17 protein-coding genes and 1 tRNA gene are annotated in these 21,384 nt (G+C 40.3%); 12 read left to right on the forward strand and 6 right to left on the reverse strand.

Annotated features, from left to right (window positions below; genetic code table 11):
- Window positions 1–30: 30 nt before the first annotated feature.
- Window positions 31–1,392: a glutathione-disulfide reductase gene (gene gorA / locus H5162_RS20020; protein ID WP_182732055.1), complete on the reverse strand. Its 1,362-nt coding sequence runs from the start codon at window positions 1,390–1,392 to the stop codon at window positions 31–33.
- A gap of 131 nt (window positions 1,393–1,523) precedes the next feature.
- On the opposite strand from gorA, the gene prlC reads away from it, so the two are divergent.
- From prlC to H5162_RS20045, 5 genes are all read left to right on the forward strand, one after another.
- Window positions 1,524–3,575 (forward strand): oligopeptidase A, encoded by a 2,052-nt coding sequence (gene prlC / locus H5162_RS20025; protein WP_145238693.1) that lies wholly within the window; start codon window positions 1,524–1,526, stop codon window positions 3,573–3,575.
- A 126-nt stretch (window positions 3,576–3,701) separates the two neighbouring features.
- Complete coding sequence (locus H5162_RS20030) at window positions 3,702–4,883, forward strand: two-component system response regulator (protein WP_182759952.1); 1,182 nt, start codon at window positions 3,702–3,704, stop codon at window positions 4,881–4,883.
- Window positions 4,884–4,940: 57 nt separating this feature from the next.
- Entirely contained in the window at window positions 4,941–5,696 is a 756-nt protein-coding gene (locus H5162_RS20035) for a class I SAM-dependent methyltransferase (RefSeq protein ID WP_145238699.1), read from the forward strand.
- 121 nt (window positions 5,697–5,817) lie between these two features.
- Window positions 5,818–7,743, forward strand: a complete 1,926-nt coding sequence (locus H5162_RS20040) for a methyl-accepting chemotaxis protein (RefSeq protein ID WP_182759951.1) — start codon at window positions 5,818–5,820, stop codon at window positions 7,741–7,743.
- Between the two features lie 105 nt (window positions 7,744–7,848).
- On the forward strand, window positions 7,849–8,322 hold the full coding sequence (locus H5162_RS20045) for a peroxiredoxin (RefSeq protein ID WP_145238704.1): 474 nt from the start codon (window positions 7,849–7,851) through the stop codon (window positions 8,320–8,322).
- Between the two features lie 108 nt (window positions 8,323–8,430).
- Here the strand turns inward: H5162_RS20045 and H5162_RS20050 are convergent, their stop codons facing one another.
- On the reverse strand, window positions 8,431–10,557 hold the full coding sequence (locus tag H5162_RS20050) for a S8 family peptidase (protein WP_182779358.1): 2,127 nt from the start codon (window positions 10,555–10,557) through the stop codon (window positions 8,431–8,433).
- Window positions 10,558–10,881: 324 nt separating this feature from the next.
- On the opposite strand from H5162_RS20050, the gene H5162_RS20055 reads away from it, so the two are divergent.
- The 6 genes from H5162_RS20055 (at window position 10,882) to H5162_RS20080 (ending at window position 16,253) form a co-directional block, all read left to right on the forward strand.
- The gene (locus tag H5162_RS20055) at window positions 10,882–12,066 is read left to right on the forward strand and encodes an NAD(P)/FAD-dependent oxidoreductase (protein WP_182779359.1); all 1,185 of its coding nucleotides are present in this window, start codon (window positions 10,882–10,884) and stop codon (window positions 12,064–12,066) included.
- Window positions 12,067–12,437: 371 nt separating this feature from the next.
- Window positions 12,438–13,088, forward strand: a complete 651-nt coding sequence (locus H5162_RS20060) for a hypothetical protein (RefSeq protein ID WP_182779360.1) — start codon at window positions 12,438–12,440, stop codon at window positions 13,086–13,088.
- Window positions 13,089–13,700: 612 nt separating this feature from the next.
- Window positions 13,701–14,885 carry an RNA ligase RtcB family protein gene (locus tag H5162_RS20065; protein ID WP_182779361.1) on the forward strand — a complete coding sequence of 395 codons (1,185 nt, stop codon included), beginning with the start codon at window positions 13,701–13,703 and terminating at the stop codon, window positions 14,883–14,885.
- Window positions 14,886–14,887: 2 nt separating this feature from the next.
- Window positions 14,888–15,544 (forward strand): peptide chain release factor H, encoded by a 657-nt coding sequence (gene prfH / locus H5162_RS20070; RefSeq protein ID WP_182779362.1) that lies wholly within the window; start codon window positions 14,888–14,890, stop codon window positions 15,542–15,544.
- On the forward strand, window positions 15,544–15,894 hold the full coding sequence (locus H5162_RS20075; protein WP_182779363.1) for a low molecular weight protein tyrosine phosphatase family protein: 351 nt from the start codon (window positions 15,544–15,546) through the stop codon (window positions 15,892–15,894). Before prfH ends, H5162_RS20075 begins: the two co-directional genes overlap by 1 nt.
- Window positions 15,895–16,176: 282 nt before the next feature.
- Window positions 16,177–16,253 (forward strand) — tRNA-Ile (locus tag H5162_RS20080).
- Between the two features lie 71 nt (window positions 16,254–16,324).
- Here H5162_RS20080 and H5162_RS20085 read toward each other — a convergent pair.
- Entirely contained in the window at window positions 16,325–16,762 is a 438-nt protein-coding gene (locus H5162_RS20085; protein WP_182779364.1) for a hypothetical protein, read from the reverse strand.
- Between the two features lie 349 nt (window positions 16,763–17,111).
- Here H5162_RS20085 and H5162_RS20090 point away from each other — a divergent pair, with 349 nt between their 5' ends.
- Entirely contained in the window at window positions 17,112–17,879 is a 768-nt protein-coding gene (locus H5162_RS20090; RefSeq protein ID WP_182732028.1) for an EAL domain-containing protein, read from the forward strand.
- On the opposite strand, the gene arsJ is transcribed toward H5162_RS20090, so the two are convergent.
- From arsJ to H5162_RS20105, 3 genes are all read right to left on the reverse strand, one after another.
- A complete protein-coding gene (arsJ, locus tag H5162_RS20095) occupies window positions 17,873–19,102 on the reverse strand; it encodes an organoarsenical effux MFS transporter ArsJ (protein ID WP_182779365.1) in 1,230 nt (409 codons plus the stop codon). The genes H5162_RS20090 and arsJ overlap by 7 nt on opposite strands.
- Before the next feature lie 6 nt (window positions 19,103–19,108).
- Complete coding sequence (locus tag H5162_RS20100) at window positions 19,109–20,119, reverse strand: ArsJ-associated glyceraldehyde-3-phosphate dehydrogenase (protein WP_182779366.1); 1,011 nt, start codon at window positions 20,117–20,119, stop codon at window positions 19,109–19,111.
- A gap of 99 nt (window positions 20,120–20,218) precedes the next feature.
- A complete protein-coding gene (locus tag H5162_RS20105) occupies window positions 20,219–21,061 on the reverse strand; it encodes a metalloregulator ArsR/SmtB family transcription factor (protein WP_145238748.1) in 843 nt (280 codons plus the stop codon).
- Window positions 21,062–21,384: the final 323 nt, after the last annotated feature.

Raw genomic sequence — 21,384 nt, forward strand, 5'->3', positions numbered from 1 at the left:
AGCCTTTAGCCTTTAGCCTTTAGCCTTTAGCTAGCGCATAGTAACAAACTCTTCTGAGCCAGTTGGGTGCAGCGCAACAACGGCATCAAAATCTGCTTTGGTTGCGCCCATTTTCATAGCTACTGCAAAGCCTTGGATCATTTCATCAACCGCAAAACCTAAGCCGTGTAAGCCTACAACTTTCTCGTCAGGGCCTGCGCAAACTAGCATCATGTTACATGCTTGGCGGTGCTGAGTAACCGCAGTGTACATAGCAGCAAAGCTTGATTTATACACTTTTACGTTCTCGTTGCCGTACTGCGAAATTGCTTCTTGCTCAGTTAAACCAATGGTACCAATTGGCGGGTGGCTAAATACCACTGTAGGAACTAAGCTGTAATCCATTTTTAAATCATCTGGCAGGTCTTTATTGAACAAACGCTCTGATAAAGTACGGCCTGCTTTTACTGCAACAGGGGTAAGCTCTATACCGCCTTCGATGATATCACCCACAGCATAAACATTTTTAGCCGTGGTATTTTGGTACTCGTCTACCTTAACGTAACCGCCTTCGTTTACTTCAACACCCGCTGCGACTAGGTTAATCTTATCAGTCGTCGGTGTACGGCCAATGGCCCAAATGACTTGATCAACATTTTGACTGTAGCCATTTTCAAAGTGGATAGTTAAGCTGCCATCGCTTTCTTTAACTACTTCTTTTGGTGAGCATTCGGTATGCAGCGTCGGGCCTTCTTTGGCCATAATATCAACAAGGGTGTCGATGATGTATGGGTCAAAGGTGCGCAGTGGTTTATTTTTACGAACAAATAAATGGGTTTCTGTACCTAGGCTATGTAGTACACCGGCAATCTCTACCGCGATATAACCGGCACCAACAACGGCAACGCGTTTTGGTTGTTCATTCAGCTCAAAAAAGCCATTTGAATCGATGCCGTGTTCAGCACCTGGTATATTTGGAATGCTAGGGCGACCGCCTACGGCCACTAAAATATGATCGGCGGTGTAGTGCTCGCCGTCTACTTCGACTGTTTTACTGTCAATAAATTTAGCGAAGCCTTTAATAACTGTTACGCCGTTTTTAGCAAGGCCATTATCGTAACCTTTATGAATGCGGCCAATATAGGCTTCACGGCTTTCTACTAGTTTACTCCAGTTGAATTCTTTTACTTCAACATTAAAGCCGTAATCAGGGGCGTATAAGTTAATTGCTTCAGCAACTTGAGCGCCATGCCACATTACTTTTTTTGGTACACAACCTACATTTACACAGGTTCCACCCATATGTTTTGCTTCAATTAGTGCCACTTTCGCGCCACGCATTGCTGCACGGTTAGCTGACGCTATCCCGCCGCTGCCGCCGCCAATCGCAATGTAATCAAAATGCTGAGCCATCTTTAGTCCTCAAGTTTATATAAAACGTATTTCTCTGATAATAACACATGGCAGACCCGTTAAAAGCCCCTTGTATTTCGAGACGTACGCCCCAACTTAAAAATCATATTCGAAACGATTTGAGAGCTAACATGAGCGATTTACAAAATAACCCACTAATAGGCCTTGAAGGCTTACCACCGTTTTCAAAAATTAAGCCAGAGCATGTTGTGCCGGCGCTAAAAGCGGGTATTAGCGAATGCCGCGCTAAAATAGACGAAGTGCTGGCTAATAAATCATTCACTTGGCAGGACTTAGTGTTACCTCTTGAAGAAGTTGACGATAAATTATCGCGAATGTTTTCTCCGGTATCGCATATGAACTCCGTAGTTAATAGCGATGAATTACGTGAAGCGTACGAACAATGTTTACCACTTATCTCAGAGTATTCAACCTTTGTTGGTCAACACCAAGGGTTGTATGAAGCCTACAACGCACTACACAACAGTGATGAGTTTAAAACGTTAAGTACGGCAGAACAAAAAACTATTACTAATGCATTGCGTAGCTTTGAATTATCGGGCATCGCCTTGGCGCCTGAGCAGCAAAAGCGCTACGGCGAGATCAGCGCACGTTTATCAGAGCTTGCGGCTAAATTTGGCAATAACGTGATGGATGCCACATTGGCTTGGCAAAAGCACATTACTGATGAAAGCGAACTCGCAGGTTTACCTGAGTCGGCGTTAGCGTTAGCGGCAGATACAGCAGCAAGCAAAGAATTGGACGGCTGGGTATTTACCCTTGATTTCCCGTCTTACTTACCGATCATGACTTATGCTGATAACCGTGAATTACGCGAAGAGACGTATACGGCATTTGCAACACGCGCATCTGATCAAGGCCCACACGCTGGTCAGTTTGATAACTCTGAGATCATGAGTGAAGAACTCGCGCTGCGTCATGAAATTGCGCAACTATTAGGTTTTGCCAGTTATGCTGAAAAATCATTAGCCACTAAAATGGCTGAAACGCCAGAGCAAGTATTCTCATTTTTAGAAGACTTAGCCGCTAAATCTAAACCACAAGCTGAGCAAGAGCTCGCTGAGCTGCAAGCTTACGCCAAAGAAAAACATGGCATTGAGCAACTCGCTGCGTGGGATTATGGTTATTACGGTGAAAAGCTTAAGCAAGAGAAATACGCAATATCAGACGAAGTACTGCGCCCGTATTTCCCCGCAGATAAAGTACTAAGCGGCTTGTTTGAAACAGTAAATCGTTTATTTGGTATTAGTGTTAAAGAGTTAAAAGACATTGATAGTTACCATAAAGATGTACGCTTTTTTGAAATTTACGACAGTAGCAATACTCTGCGTGGCCGTTTTTATCTTGATTTATACGCGCGTGATCACAAACGCGGTGGTGCGTGGATGGATGACTGCATGGGTCGCAAAGTACGCGCCAATGGCGAGTTACAAACGCCTGTAGCGTATTTAGTGTGTAACTTTAATAAAGCGGTAGGCGATAAGCCTGCACTGTTTACTCATAATGAAGTCACCACTTTATTCCATGAGTTTGGCCATGGTATTCACCATATGCTAACCCAAGTTGATGCCGCGCCAGTTGCGGGTATTAATGGTGTTGCATGGGATGCCGTTGAGCTGCCAAGTCAGTTTTTAGAAAACTGGTGTTATGAAGAAGAAGCACTTAACTTTATTTCAGGTCACTATGAAACGGGCGAGTCATTGCCTAAAGAGTTATTGGATAAACTACTAGCAGCTAAAAACTATAACTCAGGCATGCAAATGCTGCGTCAAATCGAGTTCTCGTTATTTGATTTTAGAATTCACAACGATTATCAAGCGGGTGAAGAATGCCAAATTCAAGCGCGTTTAGATGAAGTACGTAGCCATACATCAGTTGTTAAAGCACCAGAGTTTAACCGTTTTCAACATGGTTTTAGCCATATCTTTGCTGGTGGTTATAGCGCAGGTTATTATTCGTATAAATGGGCCGAAGTGCTCTCAGCTGATGCGTTTTCCAAATTTGAAGAAGAAGGTATTTTTAACCCAGAAACTGGGCAAGCCTTTATGCAGCATATTTTAGAAAAAGGCGGCAGTGAAGAGCCAATGGAGTTGTTTAAAAACTTCCGTGGTCGTGAGCCAAGTGTCGATGCACTATTGCGCCACAGTGGTATTGCAGCTTAAGCACTACGTATATTTAATCTTGAAAAGCGCCGTTTGGCGCTTTTTTACTATTTAGAGTAATAAATTGTCGCAAAATCAGGGCTCCGTACTATGCTTTTTTAAGTAATTAATAAAAAGGAATTGGGCATGACAAAACTGGTACTGGCGATTGATGATGATAAATATGTTCATCGTGTAATAGAGGAATCATTAGCGGGGTTTTGTCAGTTAATTCATGCTAAAAATGGCGAAGAAGGTTTAAGGCAAGCTTATAAATATAGCCCTGACATTATTTTATTGGATGTTGAAATGCCGGGTAAAACGGGCTACGAAGTGTGTCGTGAGCTGAAAAGTAATGAGCAAACCAAAGATACCCCAGTGATGTTTTTGTCGGGTAAAAGCGAATTACCAGAACGTGTTAAAGGTTATAATGCCGGTGCTGCCGATTACATTGTAAAGCCCTTTAATGCAGAAGAATTAATGGCGCGTATTCGGGTGTTGTATCAATATCGTCAGCATTCTATTAAGTTAAAAAATGATGTTGCGCGCGCGCAGAGCACTGCTGAAATCGCCATGACTGACTCCGGCGATATGGGGCGCATAATGCGTTATGTTGGGCAAACCTATCACGCCCATGATGTGCAATCATTATCGGCCTATTTTTTTGAATTCTTCCGACCGCTGAATCTCGATGTGGTTGTGGCATTTTGGTATCAAGATGTAGGAGTTGTGTGTACTGATGACGGTGGTGTTTGTCCGTTAGAGCAAGAGTTATTAGAAAAGCACCGTTACTCTAATCGCTTTGTTGATTTTAGTAGTCGTACTATTGTTAATTATCCTAAAGTGTCTATTTTAATTAAAAATATGCCTTTAGATGATGTTGTGCTGTATGGTCGCTATAAAGATTTATTCCCGCATATTTTGGAGGTGACCAATGCCAAAATTCAAGATATGGAAGTAAAGGAAATGGCGCTAGCCCAAGCGCATGCGGTTGGTAATGCTTTCAATGAGCTTTCTTCGCAATTATTTGTCAGTAGCGAGGCGCGTGAAGAAGCCGTAGCTAAATTGACAACTCAGTTATCTGAATTACGTGCACTTATGCAGCAAGATCCCGCTTTTGCTGCGAACCAAGCGTTGGCATTGCAGGTTGAGCAATTAGAGCAAACACAATTACAGTTAACTATCTTGAATGATGACTTGGCTTTTATTAAGCATCAGCTCAATCACATTATTGAATCGCGCAGCGAATTGATAGAAAGCTTGAGCAACACAGCCGCGTCAGAGCACTCTCAAGACGTTACTTCGCAAACTGATATTGAGCTATTTTAGTGCTATAGCGTTAAGCAATTGATATACTTCGCAAGCTATTTACGGTCGGAGTTTATTTTGGTTATACAGTGTCCTTTTAAAGAAGTACGTCCTTATCTTAATGAAATTGAGCTGCGTTTTGGGCTCGCTGAGTGGGCGGCACAAAGCGAAGGCTTTTCACTTCATTATGATGATCAAGGCTTAAGCTTACGAAAAACCGATGAACCAAAACTTGGCGCTATTAGCGTTGACTTTGTAACTGGGGCTGTTGCTCATCGGCGTAAATTCGGTGGCGGTAAAGGGCAATCAATTGCTAAAGCGGTGGGTTTAAATAAAGGAGCGACCCCCGTTGTTCTAGATGCGACCGCAGGGCTTGGCCGTGATGGTTTTGTGTTAGCATCACTGGGTTGTAAAGTGATTTTACATGAGCGCCATCCGGTTGTTGCAGCATTACTTTATGATGGTTTGCAACGTGCTTATAGCGATAATGAAATTGGTCCGTGGATGAAGCAAAACATGAGCCTAGTGTTTGGCTCAAGTCATACCTTACTCGCGCAATGCGAAAGTATGCCAGATGTAGTTTATTTGGATCCAATGTTTCCACACCGTGAAAAGTCAGCACTGGTTAAAAAAGAAATGCGGGTGTTTCAAGACTTGGTTGGCGCAGATAATGATGCTGATGACTTACTCGCATTTGCCTACCCACTGGCTAGTAAGCGAGTGGTTGTTAAGCGGCCTGATTACGCACCATTTTTAAATAATCAGACGCCTAGCATGCAGATTAAAACCAAAAAGAATCGCTTTGATGTGTATGTCAAAGCCGCCATGGTGTGAGGCTTTATTCGTATTTTTTATTTTTGTTCCCATAAAGTTATAAGAGTTTCATATCGATTTTCATTAAACTGTCATAAATAGTTAATAGTGTACGCGCAGTTACCCAAAGGAATTTAATTTCATGCGCGTGTCATCATTCACTCGGTTGCTGGCTATTTTGCTGGCATTGGCTAGCCTGCTGTTAGGCGGAACCTTGTACTGGGCAAGTCAAACCTTAGTTAAACTCGAACAACAAGACCAATCTTATAATCAATTAAAAAATAAAATACTCGTTGATTTAAAAGGCTTACTAGAAGATTACTTAGCACAGGGCGATAGTCAGTATTTAGGGAAAGCGTCGGATTTAATTAGCCAAGTAAAAGACACCCAACTTGCTATTTTACCAATTGATTTAAAACAACAGTTAGATCTGCAATTAAGCCAACTCGATACTGATATAAAAGGTAAGTATCGTGCTTTAGGTAAACTGTCAGGTAATGAAACAGCATTACTTGATAATGCACTTAGGCAAATGGCGGGCTCAGCTTCTTCTTTAATTGGTTATGCTAACAAAGCAGGGCAACAAAATACTAACGCTCAGGCTTATTATCAGCTTGCCAGTGATTACTACCGCGAAGTGACAAATTTGTCGTTGTTTACTTATCAGCTAATGCTTAGTTTTGATCAAGACACACAAACCAACTTACAACAAAGTATTGCTAACTTAAACCGTTTAGCAAAGCAGATTGACGAGCTTGAAAACTTGGGCGTTATGAGTGAAGTTGATGAAGATAGTTTGTTTATAGATGAAGAAGCCGAAGATTTAGCAGGTGAAATTAAGGCTGAGCTAAGAAGCTGGCCGAACCGCTACCCACGTGATTTAGAGAACACCATTGCACAAGCTCAGCAGCGTCAAACAGGCATACAGGCTCTGCGCAAACAGATCAGTACACTTTCTGACACGGTGATAAATGCTGAGCAGCAACTTAAAATTCAGCAAGGTACGTTAAAGCAGCGAGTATTTGTAGTGTTTTGTATTGCCATTGGCATGTTGGTTGTATTGGCTGTTGGTGTTTACTTTGTACAGCGAAATCAAGTATTAACCCCGCTTCGTCAATTACGTGATGGCTTTGCATTTTTAATCGAAAGTAACGAATTAAAAAATATTGAAAGTAGTAACTCAAAAACAGAAGTTGGTGAAATAGCTAGTTACTTTAACCAGTTAATTGAGCGTCAACGGTTAGAGGCTGAAGAGCGTGCACAAATGCTCAAGGTGATTAACGATTTTATGCAAGAAATGAGCGAGCATCTACATACGATAAGTCAGCAAACAGATGCCAGTCATCATCAAGTTGAACAAAATCAAGAATTATTGGCTGATATTCAACATATTGGTGAGCAAGTAAACGATATAAACGGCAAAGTAGCAGATAACGCCAAGCATACGTTTTCAGCAATGGAGCAAAGTTTAGGGTTTGCCCAAAACATGCTCAGTGCTAGCTCAAATACACAACAGCGGGTGGAGCAAGGTTTACATAGCTTGCAAGAGTTGCTCAGTGGTGTACAAGATGTAGGGAAAGTTATTGAAGTGATCCGCAATATTGCAGATCAAACTAATTTGCTGGCACTCAATGCTGCGATCGAATCAGCGCGCGCAGGTGAACATGGCCGTGGTTTTGCTGTGGTTGCAGATGAAGTGCGCAAGTTAGCTCGGCAAACACAAGGTTCGCTGAGTGATATTAATAACCAGCTCAATCTATTGAGTGAAAACTCAACTATGGTGTCAACGCAAATATCAGCATTAGCTGATGATGCTCAATTGCAAACCGATAATGCCCAAGAGCTGAAACGAAACTCCGAAGGGGTAGCTCATAATGCACAGGATGCTAATAAAGTCGCTTTTGATGCCATGGAGTTGGCAAAGCAGCAAAACTCATTGTTAGAGAACTTCAGCCAGTCAATGCAAAGTATGAAAGGGCAGGTGAGTGAATCCAGTTTATTAGTGGCTGATATTCATCAGCGTTTACAGCAGCAAATGCATACTATTCGCAGTAGTTTAGGATTGTAACTTTGCTTGCAAAGGCACAATTACTCGCAACTCGATGTTAGGGTTGCTTGCGCTTTTGTGCTATTTTGGTGTTGTTCAAAACCCATCACTTTAAAAGGAAATATCATGATTTCTCAAGGTCAAACATTACCAGCCGTTAGTCTTACACAGCTTACTGACGACGGTATGCAAACACTTACCAATGAAACACTTTTTGCAGGTAAAAAAGTGGTGTTATTTGCAGTGCCAGGCGCGTTTACACCTACGTGTTCAAATGCACATTTACCTGAATTTATTACTCTAGCAGATAAAATAAAAGCCAAAGGCGTTGACGCTATTTACTGTGTATCAGTAAACGATGCGTTTGTAATGAAAGCATGGGGTGAGCAACATAATGCTCAAGCAATCGAGATGCTTGCCGATGGCGATGCTAGCTTTACCAAAGCACTTGGTTTAGATAAAGACACTGCTGCATTTGGTGGTGTACGCTCAACGCGTTATGCAATGATTGTTGAAGATCAGCAAGTCACAGGTTTATTTGTTGAACAAGATAAAGAGTTTGCAGTAAGTCGCGCAGAAGCGGTACTTGAAAAGCTTTAAAAAAGAGCTAAAAAAGCCGAACTTTCATTCGGCCAAAGTTACCAAGGGAACTGGCAAATAGCACTTATAGGCATAGAGTTTAATACAAACCCTATGCCTTATTGCTAATTAAGGCTGGTATTGTGCGTCAAGCGTTAAACCGGCAAAGGTTTTATAAGCATTCACACTCATGTGCCAAGTTCCTGCTTGAGGATTGCTAAACGTACATGTCTCTGCGTTACCGTTTTTATATGGGCGGCAATCATAGCTAGAGCCTGTTGGTTGGCTGCCAAACTTAACAAATAAATCTGCATCACCTGAGCCACCAGACGTTGTTACGGTAAAGCTTGCCATTCCTGCTGGCACATCAAGGGTATAATGTTTCCATTGCCCTGCATTAGCTGAAATATCAGATACAGTTCCACCACCTGCTTGTGGATTACCTGTGTTACCAGAGGTTGTTAAATTACCAACTAAACTCACGCCTGAGTAAGCCGAGTAACCACGTACCATCACATGATATGTACCAGCAGTTGGGCTATCTATAGAGCACTCTTCGCTGTTACCCCCTTTATACGGACGACAATCATAAGTTGATGTAGTGGGTTTACTACCTGAGCGTACATATAAATCTGCATCACCCGTTCCGCCACTCATGGTGAAAGTTACATTAGTTGCACCACTTGGTACTGTCATTGTATAAAAAGTATCACTACTCGCAGCGCCACTTAGGCCCGTTTGAGCTTGGCCATCAAGTAACTCATTGCCGCCAACGGGTGGTGTAGTACCACCGCTTGCAGCAGCAACTGCGGCTGCAGCGTCAACAATACCAGTACCACAGTTATTGCATGTGGCAGGGAATGAGCGAGTGCTTGATTTTAATATGCTTTCAATTTCATCAGGCGTTGCAGTTGGCTTTGCTTGTTTAATAAGAGCAGCAACACCAGCAACATGAGGTGCTGCCATCGATGTACCTTGTGAGTAATGATAGCTGTCACTAGAAGGGCTTGATGAACCTGAGTTATGTGTAGATAAAACACCTTCTGAATCATTAGCAAAGCTTTGCGCACCACCAGGTGCTGCAACATCGATAGATGTACCATAGTTTGAGTAGTAAGCTCGCCCACCATTACGACCAACCGATGCAACATTTACTACGCCATTACAGTTACCAGGGTTATAGTTGTTAGCATTGTCGTTATCATTACCTGCGGCAATGACAATTACAGTGCCGTTATTACGTGCTTGGTTAATCGCGTTTTGTGTTGTTGAGCTACAAGAGCCGCTGCCACCTAAACTCATATTGATGACATCAGCAGGGTTAGCATTAGCAGGTACGCCAGATACCGAACCGCCAGATGCCCAAATAATACCGTCGGCAATATCAGAAGTTAAACCACCACATTTACCAAGTACGCGTACCGGAACAACTTTAGCATCATAAGCAACACCAGCAACACCTTCGCCATTATTCGTAACGGCTGCAACAGTACCTGCAACATGGGTTCCGTGCCAGCTTGAACCTTGTGCACTGTTATTATTACCACACTCACCGGCAGATACTGCATCACCTGGATCGCGTGCATCACTATCGCGTGCGCCGCCGTCATTTGCGACAAATGTATCCGAAATCATATCGTAGCCAGGTAAAATATTGGCATTAAGATCAATGTGTGGACGATAACCAGTATCTAATACTGCCACTGTTACACCGCTACCTGTTGCGGTATCCCATGCAGTTGGAAGGTTTAACCCACCAGCTTGCTCATAGTAATGCCATTGGTCGTCATAACGAGGGTCGTTAGGAGTTGCAAATGGTTTTAACATCTGGTCGATTTCAATGTATTCAACATTGCCTGAAGCCATTACTTCTTGCATATATTGTTGGGCTTCGTCAGCGCTTAGTTTTTTATTTGCACGCATAACATGATGATTGTCCAATGCCATTGCACGGATATATTGCGCCTTAACTTTTCCTTTTTTACTGGTAAAGTTTTTAACAAAGCCTTGGGCCTTTTTATTCATCATTTGTGGGCTAGTATCAGCAATCGAAAATGTTGCCATATCATTACTATTATTTTTATACTTGATGATAAAGCGTGTACCGAGAGGATCTTGGCTTTGTAGTTTTGTTGTTATGTCAGCAATAGATGGTGTTATTGCTTCGCTAGGATTTGCCATGCTTGATGTCGCTGCAAATATCGCGCTCACAGTAAGCGCTACAGCGCATTTTTTAAATATTTTTCTTGTTGTCATAATTATCCCTAGATTGTTATTAAGCTTCACGATGAATTATCGTGAAGGGGAACAAAAGTAAATGATCTGTTAAAATAGTTAAAATAACGTTTTATTATTAATGTCTCTATTTTAGTTATATCGGGATGTTTATATGGCTAAATACGATTTTATGACTTTTATTATGCCGTTACAGTAGTTATAAAGTATTAATTAATTTGTAGACTGGCGAGGTGAACATTTATTTTTTCACACTTTGTTGTTAATAATAAAATAGTGAAATACCGCTCAGTTTGTACTTTTAAATTTGCTACAATTGCAAAAATTTCCTCATGAGATGAACAAATGACCCAAGTAGATGTAATAGTGATCGGTGCCGGAGCCGCAGGTTTAATGTGTGCAGCACAAGCAGGATACCGTGGCCGCAGTGTTACAGTGCTTGATATGGGCAAAAAGCCTGGTCGTAAAATTCTCATCAGCGGCGGCGGACGTTGTAACTTCACCAATGAAAACGCCAGCCCTGAAAACTATTTATGTGGTAATCCACACTTTGTAAAATCGTGTTTAAGCCGTTATACCCAGCATGATTTTATTGAGCTGGTGGACAGACACGGTTTGGCGTATCACCATAAAACCCTTGGGCAGTTATTTTGCGACAATAGCGCACAAGATATCGTTGATATTTTGCTAACTGAGTGCGAGTGGGCGGTTGTTAATGTTGCGCTGCGTAACGAAGTGCTTAGCGTTGAAAAAACCGCTACTGGCTATCTCGTGATCACAGAACAACAGTCATACAGCTGTGAGTCACTCGTTGTTGCCGCTGGTGGCTTAACCATGCCAAAACTAGGCGCAACACCAATAGGGTATAAAATTGCTGAGCAATTTGGCTTAAAAGTATTACCGACCATGGCAGCACTTGTACCATTTACCTTGCACCAACATGATAAGGACCGCTTTGAAGGGTTATCGGGTATTAGCGTGCCATGTATCGTCAGCAGTGAAGACGGCACAAGTTTTAAAGAAAACATCCTATTTACTCACCGTGGTTTATCAGGCCCCGCTATATTACAAATCAGCTCATTTTGGCGAGCAGGGCAAGCAGTGACTATAAACCTGTTACCAGAGCTTGATTTAACAGAGCAATTAGCAACATGGCGAGAAACCCAAGCACAAAAATCATTAAAAAATAGCCTAGCGACTATTTTGCCAAAACGCTTTATTGAAATACTGCATGAGAGTAAAGCTATTCCAGATTGCAATGTAAATCAGCTCACCCATAGCCAAATTGACGATCTAGCTAATTACATTCATAACTGGCAAATTAAACCCAACGGCACCGAAGGTTACCGCACAGCGGAAGTAACTCTAGGCGGTATAGACACCGACGAACTTAGTTCAAAAACCTTTGAAGCGAAAAAAGCCCAAGGGCTGTACTTTATTGGTGAAGTAACCGACGTAACCGGTTGGCTAGGAGGCTATAACTTCCAATATGCTTGGAGCTGCGGCTTCGCAGCAGGGCAGTATTGTTAGCTTTTTGTAGAGACAATAAAGTTTGCCCGTAGTGAGATATGCTACAACATGCTCATTTCTCTAGCTGATTTAAGGTTATAGATAATGAGCAGTTACACAATTCTTATTACACCTATTTTGTGTTCTTTTGCAAATCAAAAAAGAACCTCATCAGTTCTAACCTACTTCCAATTAGCTACTTCGTCTAAAGACGTATCTTGAGTTGAAGCAAACATAAAAAATATAAAAGTCATTTTAAAACAAGTGTTTGAATATTTTTTAATGCCAAGTCAAATAATAACAAAATGTTCATATTTGGAACTTTGCAGCGTCTATGTGGTCATATTAAATTAGTGTTATAGGGAACACTTATTGTTTAGGGAACAAATATTGTGACAACGTGGCGCTGGCCTTTTATTATTTCATTACTGCTCCACGGGATAATTTTTTCAATATTAATGAGTGTTAAAACCCCCAAATTTGTAGCGATAGACACTCCCCCAATTAAAGCATACATGGTTAGTATGGCGTTGCCTAAGTCATTGCCTAGAATAGAAAAGAAGAGCAACCAGCACGAGCAAGCCACGCTGTTGAAAAAGCTTGAAAAACCAATTATTCCTGCTGCAAACACGATTGTAAAAATTAAAAAAACAATAAAGCCTGTAACGGCTAAGGCACAAGCAGACTCTAACAGCTATAAAAAAATAGACCTTAAATTAGGTTTAAAGAGCATACTAAAGCAACAGCAAAATACACTCCCATCAACACCTCCAACGTCACAAGCTTTAGCACAACCACAGCGTATTACAGTGCCTAAGGAGCACCAGCAAACCAGCATAGACCCATTAAAAGTTGAAAAGCAAAGCATGCAATTAACTATCTATCGCCTCGGAGATAACTGCTTTAAAAAGGTATCGATAGGAGCTGGTGTAATGCCAAAAAGTGACCTACCAGATAGTTACTTAGTAGGCACCACTTGTGCTAAAACAAAAGTAACCGACGCCTACGATGAAGCTATGAACAAATGGTTAGATAAAAAGTGACTACGGTGTGGAAGTTATTAGAAATAAAAAAGAGCTGGCACAAATTTTGTTAAGACAGCTATTTTGACAAACATGGAGTTAACCAATTCAGCTCAAAGAAGAACTTATACCCTTACCTCACCATCGTACCTGAGTTAATCGCAAAATTTCCTACTAACTAGTTAATGGTTACTTTTATCCTTGTTTTCTTGTTGAATCACTTCGTTTTACAGAACATGTATGTAAGTTAAAATACCTACTGCGGGCAAATACTCGTGTAACAACATATATATAAAATATAGGAGCACATAAAACACGCCATAATTTTTGTTTGCTTTATGTCCAAAAACTAATTATCATGCGCTCGTTTAATTGTTCAGCACTTACCCTAAGTGTTGGATTCATCAACTAACTGTGAAGGAGAAAATACTATGACAATTACATCAACATCCTTTGCAGGTCTTATCCGATAAGAAACTTGTTACTTAAACACGCTTTTATATATTAAGTACATTTAGGTAAGCATTGCGTTTAAACGCGTTCCTTTCGTTTGATTTCAAAATAGATCCAGACCTGCCAATTCGTATTTCGTTTTAATCCTATTTTTCTAACAAAGAAAAAGGAATTGGTATTATGGGCAAATCCGTCCAAAAAATAACTGATAAAGTTAGCCTTATTGCGTCTGCTGATACGTGGATTGAGGGGCTGGCGATACAGCAACTGATCAAAACATCAGAGCTAAATGGTATGCAACGCGTTGCGGGCATGCCTGATTTACACCCAGGTAGAGGGTATCCTATCGGGGCTGCATTTTTCACTACCAACAAAATTTACCCTGCATTAGTGGGTAACGATATTGGCTGTGGTATGGCGCTGTGGCAAACCACAGCAAAAGTAGCAAAAGTAAATCTAGATAAACTTGCCAAAAAATTTACACATATTGAGCTGCCACTTGATGAAAGTTGGTTCTCAATCATAGAAAGTAGCAAAGCGGCAAAAAATATTACTACCAAGGGTTATGATAGTGCCTTGAGTACCATTGGTGGAGGTAATCATTTTGCTGAGTTTCAAGCTATTGATGAGATATACAATCAAAGTGCCTTAGATGAGTTAGGGCTAAGTAAAAAGCATCTTCAATTATTGGTTCATTCAGGCTCGCGTGGGTTAGGGCAATCAATATTGGTTGAACATATAGCGGGTCATAATCACGATGGCTTATGTGAAGGTGATGCTGATTTTAAAGATTACATGAGCAAGCATGATGAAGCGGTGCGCTTTGCTGAACTTAATCGTGAGCTGATCGCTAAGCGGTTTTTAGAGGCTATACGAGCAAATGGTGAGTGTACCTTAGATATTAACCATAATTTAGTATCGGCTAAAAACATTGACGGTTGCGATGGCTGGTTACACAGAAAAGGTGCTACACCGAGTGATAAAGGCTATGTAGTGATCCCAGGCTCTCGTGGCGATTACAGTTATCTTGTAAAACCTGTATTTACAGAGTTAAGTGGTAATGATCTAACAGTGCAGGAAAGTATCAATACCAGTTTATTTTCACTTGCACACGGCGCGGGGCGAAAATGGCAGCGCGGTGAATGCCATGGCCGATTAGGTCATAAATATAAGCGCGAAGATTTATATCGTACAGCGTTAGGCAGCAGAGTTATTTGTGGTAATAAAGAATTGCTATACGACGAAGCCCCACAAGCATACAAAAAGTGCGAAACGGTTATAAGTGATATGGTTGATGCAGGGTTAATAGAAGTGGCCGCTAAGTTACGGCCAGTTTTAACCTTCAAAACAAATGGAGGTTGTTGATCATGATATTACTGCAATTATCAGCAGGGCAAGGACCTATTGAGTGCTGTAAAGCTGTAAGTTTAGCGTTAAAAATGATTAAAAAGCAATGCCTCGCACAAGGCATAGAACTCGAGATTGTTGAGGCTATTAGCGCAACCGAACGAGGCTGTTTAAAGTCGGTTTTATTGCAACTTGATTCAACAGCCGATAGCGCGGCTAAGCAATTGGCTCAGTCATGGCAAGGTACTATGTTGTGGGTGTGTCAAAGTCAGTATCGGCTTAAGCATAAACGTAAAAAATGGTTTTTTAGCGGGCAACTGTTCGATATTGATGAAAGTAAGCTTGATAAAGGCGTAACTTTTCAAACATGCCGCGCGTCTGGCGCTGGCGGTCAACATGTTAATACTACTGATTCAGCGGTAAGAGCAACTCACACAGCAACGGGGACTTCGGTACGTGTTGAGAGTGAGCGCAGTCAACATGCCAATAAGCGTTTAGCAAGTGTGTTGTTGTTTCAAAAACTAGAGCAAGTAGCGTTGGATAAAATGACTCAGCAAGAAACAGCACGTTGGCAGCAGCACTGGGAAGTTGAGCGTGGTAACCCTGTAAAAACATTCACTGGTGAAAAGTTTGTTTTAAACCGTGACTGCTCAGTTAATAAAGGAGTACATAATTAATGAAGGAACATAAAGAGACAAATGTACTTTTCATTTGTAGTCGCAATCAGTGGCGAAGCTCAACGGCTGAGCAAGTATGGAGAAATCACCCAGAGCTCGCTGTTAGCTCAGCAGGCACCAGCCCTAATGCAAAGAGAACAGTGAATGCCAAAATGATGCAATGGGCTGATGTCATATTTGTTATGGAGCAAAAACACAAAAATAGACTTAAAGCGCAATTTGGACATTTATTAACGTATAAAGATATTCAAGTATTAGATATTGCTGATGAATACCAATATATGGATAACGAGTTAGTAAGTATTATAAAACAAAGCGTTGGCAGCTATTTAGCACTAACTTTAGCGTAGCGTTTTTTATCTTGTTTGTGAATCGGTACGAACAAGATAAAACATTCGCGACTAAAGTCGTTCCTACATGATACAAGTACTCGTGTGAGTGGCTTTAGTCACCAATAAAAGCTTTTTGCGACTACTATTTAAGCAGTTAGCTTATTGATTGTTAAAATAAAGGTTTTTGCTAGTGACAAGCCAGTAAAAACTTTTTATACTGCAACCCGCTTTAGTCGCTTAGGTGGTTAAACGCTTCAAAAATTTAGCTTTGTTTTTTAAAAACATAAGCTAATACAAAATGGCCCCTTAGCTCAGTTGGTTAGAGCACACGACTCATAATCGTTAGGTCCCCAGTTCAAGTCTGGGAGGGGCCACCACTTTTACACGCTTTCCAAGTAAATACCTACTAAACAAAATTACTCAGTTGTTCGTTTTATCAATACGATATTTACGCTTTGTTATTAAATAACAATCCTGAACTTGTATTACCTGCAGATGTAAATAAGCTATTGACTAAGGTTGAGACATTTTTTCTAACCGTTAACTGTATAAAACTTAATTCATCATCTAATTGCTTATTTAGCTCCGTTAATTGCTGTTGTTGCTGTGTTTTAGTTAATGTTTCGTCATTTTTTACCGTTTTTATTTTATTCTGTAGTTGATCTATGTTCTTTAGAGTTTGTTCCTGCGAAGTTTCCTCAGGCTGTTTGGTTTCATCATCTTCTTTACTGTCAGTGTTCGCAATATTTCTGTTTTCAGAAGTGCTTGTTTTATCATTCTGAGACTTTACATCTACGTTGCTTGTAGTCGATTGTGTATTTAAATTATTTTGCTTTATATTATGTGATTCAATTTGTATTTGTGGATGAAAAGCATTCAACTTCATAAAGTCCTCTACGTGATAAAAAATTGACTGATTTTAGTTCAGGTCTGAATAAATATTTTTATGCACTTTTCGTTCCAAAAATAGGGTCTGTATTTTTAAGATTAAATATTACTAATTAAAGGTTATGTTAATGGCATTTAATGCTATTTCCTTAAAGGTGTGATAATTTGCCTCAATATTTTGGATACTTTTTTGTAAAAAATATTCTCATCAGTTTAGCTGTTGACAAACAAGCTGTTTGTTTTAAAAGTTCTCGAAGAATTACTCCTTGCTGTAATTCTGTAAGATTGATTGCGGTGTTGTAAAATAACAACTAACCTTAAGATAAAAGATTGGGGAGGTTTAATTAGTGAATGATAAATCAATGGAATGCGATAGAGTGTTGTGTAGCAATTGCACGGATGAAGAAAGCCTTGGTTTTGATTTTACAATGGCATTTCAACCAATTATAAATTGCCAAACTAACTCTATTTTTGGTTATGAGGCACTTGTTCGTGGTTTAAATAATGAATCTGCGTATTCAGTTATTTCTAAAGTGAATGATGCTAATCGTTATACTTTTGACCAGCTATGTCGCATTAAGGCAATTGCATTAGCCGCAAAACTAGGCGTTGATTCGATGTTAAGCATTAATTTCTTACCTAATGCTATTTATAAGCCAGAACGCTGTATTCGTACTACATTAGAAGCCGCTAAAAAATATAATTTTCCTACTCAACGTATTATGTTTGAGTTTACTGAAGTTGAGAAAATAGAAGATAGTGCTCATATAAAGCGAGTGGTTGAGTATTACCAGTCGTTAGGTTTTACAACAGCCACGGATGATTTTGGATCTGGTTATTCAGGACTTAATTTATTAGCCGATTTTCAGACTGATATTATTAAGTTAGATATGGAGCTTATTCGCAATATAGATTCAGATAAAGTACGCCAAGCAATTGTGACCCATAGCTTAAATATGTTTCGTGATCTAAATATCACTCCGCTAGCTGAAGGGATAGAGACTCTTCAGGAATATACTTGGCTAAAAGCAGCGGGCATAGAATTAATGCAAGGCTATTTATTTGCAAAACCAGGTTTTGAGAGTTTACCAACGATTGATTTTAATGACTATTGATTACTCTTTGGTAACGCGAGCGATAACAATGCTGCTAGGGCAATAAAGCAGCTTGAGATCCACAAGCAAGCTTCTAGCCCGTGTTGTTGATATACCCAGCCCGAAAGCACTGTGCCTAATAATCTGCCCATGGCATTTGCCATATAGTAAAAGCCCACATCAAGTGACACGCCATCACTATCAGCAAGGCTTACAATTAAATAGCTATGCAATGATGAGTTAATCGCAAACACCGCACCAAATATCAGTAAACCGATAATAACGGATGCTTGTATATAAAAGTCAAAATGCAGAGCTAAGGCAATAATGGCCGGTATAGCTGTTAAGTAACTGGCCCATAAAAAAGCGCTACGGCCACAGGGCACCTGAACTGATTTTTTTCCTGTACTCATTATGTTTGTAATATAAGGCGCAAAAGACTGCACTATGCCATAACCAATAATCCAGCATGCCATAAAGCCGCCAACCCACCAGTGATCCCAGGCAAATGTAGCCGCTAAAGATACCGGTAGCGCCACAACAAACCAAACATCTCTGGCGGCAAATAAAAATAGTCGTGCCGCAGAAAGTACATTAATTGCTTTGCTCTTAGAGAATAGCTCACTAAATTTGGCTTTATTTTTAGCTTTGCCTAAATCTTCTTTTAATGCGAATAAACTAAATAGCCAAACCATAGTGAGCATGCAGATCATGATTAGCATTGCGCCATGAAACTCTAGCAAAGTCAGCAGTACGCCACCTAAAAAGAAGCCAACACCTTTTAACGCATTTTTAGAACCCGTTAAAATAGCCACCCATTTGAAAAGCTGGCCTTGCGCGTCTTTTGGTACTAGTAACTTAATAGCGCTTTTGGCGCTCATTTTATTCAGATCTTTTGCGATCCCTGAAAGCGCCTGCGCAGCCATCACATAAATTACGGTGAGTGTATCTACAGGTGCCATAAGCATTGCCAAAGACACAATTTGTAATGCTAAGCCAATGTTCATGGTTTTATTCAGGCCGAATCGAGCTCCCAGCCATCCGCCCACTAAATTGGTGATCACACCAAAAATTTCATAAAACAAAAACAACATAGCAATACTAAGTGGGCTGTAACCTAATTGATAAAAATACAGCACCACGAGCATCCGCAATGCGCCATCAGTTAAAGTAAATGCCCAGTAATTACCGGTAATGATCAAATATTGTTTTATTTGTGGGGAGAGTGCTGTGAATCGATCCACGGTTAATTATTCCTTGTCAGCTAGACCAACTTTACGTACCAGTTCCGCAGTTCGGTTCGCGTAGCCCCATTCATTGTCGTACCACACATAAAGTTTTACTTGAGTGTCGTTGATCACCATGGTTGATAGCGCATCAATGATGCTGGAACGAGGATCGGTTTTGTAGTCAATAGATACCAGTGGGCGTTCTTCGTAGCCCATAATGCCTTTTAGTTCATTTTCAGCAGCATTCTTAAGTAATTTATTTACTTCAGCAACGGTGGTACCGCGCTCAAGTTCAAATACACAGTCAGTAATTGATGCGTTAGTTAGCGGAACGCGAATAGCATGGCCATTTAGTTTACCTTTTAACTCTGGAAATATATGCGTTATTGCAGTAGCTGAACCAGTTGTAGTGGGGATCAAACTTGTGCCGCATGAACGTGCACGGCGTAAGTCTTTATGCGGCGCATCAATAATTGTTTGGGTGTTGGTTATGTCATGAATGGTGGTGATTGAGCCATGCTTGATACCAATCTTTTCATGAATAACTTTTACTACTGGTGCTAAGCAGTTAGTTGTGCATGATGCAGCGGTAATGATTGGGTAAATCTCTTTATTATAAAGGTGGTCGTTTACACCTATTACTACATTTAAAATACCCTCTTCTTTTACTGGTGCTGTAACAACAACGCGTTTTACACCTTGATCTAGGTAAGCTTGCAGTAGTGCCTTGGTTTTAATTTTACCCGACGCTTCAATAACGACATCACAGTTTGACCAATCAGTCTGTTCTGTTTTAGTGTTTTGCGTAAAAGCAATTGTTTTACCATTAATTATAATAGTATCTTCAGTATGACTTGCTTCGTGATGCCATTTACCGTGTACTGAATCAAACGTCATTAAATGAGCGAATGTTTCAGCATTACCGCCTGGATCGTTAATATGGACAATTTCTATATCATGCCAATCAAATGCTGCGCGCATTGATAATCGGCCCATACGGCCAAAACCATTTATACCTACTTTTACTGTCATAATTACATCCTGATTAATTGTTGGGTTGTAAGTGCGGTAAAGCTAGCGCTTCATTACGTTAGCCAATGTTAAATTGTGCTGTGTTTATTAAAGTTATCGTTAACTGCAAAAGCTCACTTTATTAGGTCGTTTATGCATAGTCGCTAATCGCTTAAGGCTGTTGATGATCAGATGGAGATTACTTTCAGTGGTTGTACTAATAATCGTCTTGCTCCATTGTGGCAATCTTGGATTAATTTGGTAAAACACCCATTGTCCGTGCTTTCTATCTGTAATGATGCCGGCTTTCTTTAATACGGCTAAGTTACGCGATACCTTTGGTTGGCTTTGCTCTTGCAGTGCTACCATTAATTCGCAAACACATAACTCGCCATAGTAGTTGGTTAACATTAAAGTTTTTAATCGGATCTGATCAGTTAAGCATTTATAAAATATGCTTGGATCTATCGATAACTCGTTATCTTGATCTGAGATGGTACTACTACATAGTGGCACATACTGATGTGATTGCAGGTTATTAATATTACCGTGTACGTCAATAAACATATCCAGTCGTTTATCAAGTTCATAGAGGGTTGCGACAAAGGGCTCTAAACCTACCATTACTTTTGGATCTGCAATATCCCACGCAAGTTGCAACAGTGCGCCTTTATAAGCTCTGCATTCATTGTTTGCTCTTTCACATAGCGTAATAACATAATCAAAAGTCTTATCTGTAAACTCAGCTATATGTTTTGCGCTGAGCTCAGTTATCGGCAAGTTAAACTTTTGCAAACAATTAATTGTTCTAGGATCAATATCTTTAGGAGCGATCCCTGCACTATAAACATCAAAAATCTCTCCCGCTTTATTTCTCAGTAATACTTCTGCCATTTGTGAACGGGCTGAATTCTCAGTGCACAGAAAGAGCACACTTTGCTTTGAGCTATTACTTTGGGACATGTAAATTAAATATTCTGACTGACAATATCCATTAAGTGTATATATGAAATTTCATATATACAATACTAGTGTTATTAATATCAACGTATATGAATGTGAAACCCTATTTTAGAAGGATTGAACAATAGCGATTATCTATTTTTTAGATGTGTTTTTAAGCATCTTGGCTAAAAAGCAAGCGTAAGGCATGTTTTTTATAGTTTTCTTTAAAAAACGCTTGCGTAAAATTCGCCGCGCCCTATAATGCGACCCCACTGAGACGGCAGACAGCAACGCTTAGCGAGGCAAGAGTTAATCAGTTAGTCGAGTAAAACTTGAGTTTA

It is taken from the genome of Pseudoalteromonas sp. SR41-8 (genome assembly GCF_014163915.1).
GTDB classification, from domain to species: domain Bacteria; phylum Pseudomonadota; class Gammaproteobacteria; order Enterobacterales; family Alteromonadaceae; genus Pseudoalteromonas; species Pseudoalteromonas rhizosphaerae.